Here is a 2,350-nt window from a genome sequence, read left to right on the forward strand (position 1 = left end):
CCGCTATGTGGGTCGGACTTTCATCATGCCCGGTCAGCAGGTGCGCCGGAAGTCAGTGCGGCAGAAACTCAGCAGCATCGACCAGGAGTTTGCCGGCAAGAACGTGCTGTTGGTGGACGACTCGATCGTGCGTGGCACCACCTCGGAGCAGATCATCGAGATGGCCCGCGAGGCAGGTGCACGTCGGGTGTACATGGCATCGGCTGCACCGCCGGTGAAATACCCCAACGTTTACGGCATCGACATGCCGACGCGCGAAGAGCTGATCGCCCACGAGCGCGACGAAGACGATATTTGCCGAGCCATCGCGGCGGACCGGCTGATCTACCAGGACGTTGACGACCTGATCGCCGCCGTGCGTGGTGACAGTGAGATCGACGCGTTCGAAACCTGCTGTTTCACCGGCCACTACGTGACGGGCGACGTCGACGACACGTACCTCGATGCGTTGCGACGGCGGCGGAAGGAAGGCGACGACGCCGAGGACCGGGCCGAGTCGGTCGACATTCTCTGAACCGTTCGGCGAGTGCGGGGCGCCCCTTGTTGGGCGCCTCCACACAGCCGGAAGACGGGGATCAGCGCGCCGAGGGAAACGTGCCGTAGGGGGCTGCGTCGTCCGGTTTGGTCTGATCGGCCTTGGCGAGGGTCGGTGTGTGCGAGCGCGACAGTGACTTCTCGGTTTCGAGCTCGAGCTGCCAGCGGCCGCCTGTGAGCGACCAGTATTGTGTCTTGGCGCTGCGTTCGCGGTAGCTCGGCGACGCGTAGTCCTGGGTGAAACGGATCTCCGCCATCGTGGTGCCGTCGAGGTCCTCGAACATCAGCATTTCGCGTTCGCTGATGTCGATGCGGGTGTCGTTGCGGCTGCGGGCCAGCGTCCGTTTGCGCGATTCGAACTGCGTGCGATCCAGAGCGTCGTTGCGAAATCCGGCTGCGTGCAGTGACATGAACCGGTCCATGCGGCCTTCGGCCCAGCTTCGGCGCCAACTGTCGTGGACGCGCGCGAGGTCGGCGCGGCGGCTGGCGAGTGTCTCGCGGTCGACCCATTCGATCGAGCGGACCATGATCACCGCGGTGGCGCCGGCGGTCGTGTCTTCATGCAAGCCCGGCATAGCCCGGTTGCTGATGACCACGCAGCCCTCGGAGTCGTGCGGCGGCCTCGCGTAGCTGCTGCGTGGCTGGCCGTGAATCCAGATGCCCGACCCGGTGCGGCGCTGGTGGCGGTCCCAGGGGTTCGGGTAGTCCAGGGGCAGGGCGCCGTAGCCGTAGAGCTCGGGGAGGGCCTCGTCAGGCAGAAACGGCTGGATTCGGTAGAGGCCAATGGGCGTGCGGTTGTCACCCTCGACGCGCTTGCCCGCCCCCGACTTGCCGATCGTCACGTAGTGGTCGCCGACCTGACGCCAGTCGGTGCCCGCACGCTCGTATTGGTACAAGCGGTTGGCTGTGAGGTCGACGAGCACGATGGTCTGTGCATTCGGGTGCGGCTGGAGCAGGTTGGCCGGCATTTTGTCCAGCCGTTGCGCGGCATTGTGTTGGCTGGCGAACCGCTGGCTCGCCTCGTGTCGCAGCGCCGCAAGTGCGGTGTGGTCGGCGAGCACGCCCGCCTGGCCAGCCATCTGAGAGGCGATGTCCGCGCGCACGGCGTGCCCCAGCTGAAAGGTCGGTTGATCGCGAAGCAGGGCATCGATGGCGTTCATGGCCTCGTCCAGCTTGCCCGCTTGCAACAGCCGCAGGCTGTCGCCGAGGCGGGTTTCGGCGGGGTCGTGCAAGCTGTCGACTGCTGCCACTGCCGGGCTGAGCCACAGCAGGCTGGACAGCAGCAGGAGGCGTTTGAGCAGGGTGATCACGGTGTCAGCTCCGACAGGATTTTCCACTGCCCGGTATGGTCGCGTTGCAGCAGCACGGCGCGCTGCGATCGGCTGCCGTCGGCGGCGTTTCCGACCGAGAATGAGGCGGTGACGAGGTTGGGGTTGAGCGCATAGGCCTGCTCGACAGCGTACGTTGGCTCGAAGCCATCCGAAGCGGCGAAATCGCGGAGCACATCGAGTTGCCAGACGGCGCGGGAGGCGCCATCTGCCGGGGCGTACGACAGCGCGTACAGGCCGAGGTAGTCGGCTGTGTTGCGCTCGCCGAGCGCGCGCGCGTAGGCGGCGACAAAGGGCTCGATCGCGTCGCGTTGGTCGGCGTTGTCGTCTCCCACGGGCAGGGCGGCCACGTCGGGTGCGTCCAGCCACGAGAGGGTGGGCAGCGCAGTGTCGCCCGTCGTGCCGAGCGCAGCGCTGATCGACGTGGCGGCCTGGAAGGCCCTGAGTGTCTTGAGGTTGGCAAAGGCCGCCGCCGCGATCGGGTCGGA

General features: G+C 66.7%; 3 protein-coding genes. 1 reads left to right on the forward strand and 2 read right to left on the reverse strand.

The window, feature by feature from the left end:
* The coding region (locus tag AAGA11_23070; GenBank protein MEM9605754.1) for an amidophosphoribosyltransferase at window positions 1–514 on the forward strand (514 nt) is incomplete at its 5' end.
* A gap of 61 nt (window positions 515–575) precedes the next feature.
* On the opposite strand, the gene AAGA11_23075 is transcribed toward AAGA11_23070, so the two are convergent.
* Both AAGA11_23075 and AAGA11_23080 read right to left on the reverse strand, forming a co-directional pair.
* Entirely contained in the window at window positions 576–1,844 is a 1,269-nt protein-coding gene (locus AAGA11_23075; GenBank protein ID MEM9605755.1) for a L,D-transpeptidase family protein, read from the reverse strand.
* Window positions 1,841–2,350 (reverse strand): hypothetical protein (locus AAGA11_23080; protein MEM9605756.1); only part of this gene is annotated, 510 nt, incomplete at its 5' end. The genes AAGA11_23075 and AAGA11_23080, both read right to left, overlap by 4 nt.

This window comes from Pseudomonadota bacterium (assembly GCA_039196715.1).
Taxonomy (GTDB): domain Bacteria; phylum Pseudomonadota; class Gammaproteobacteria; order CALCKW01; family CALCKW01; genus CALCKW01.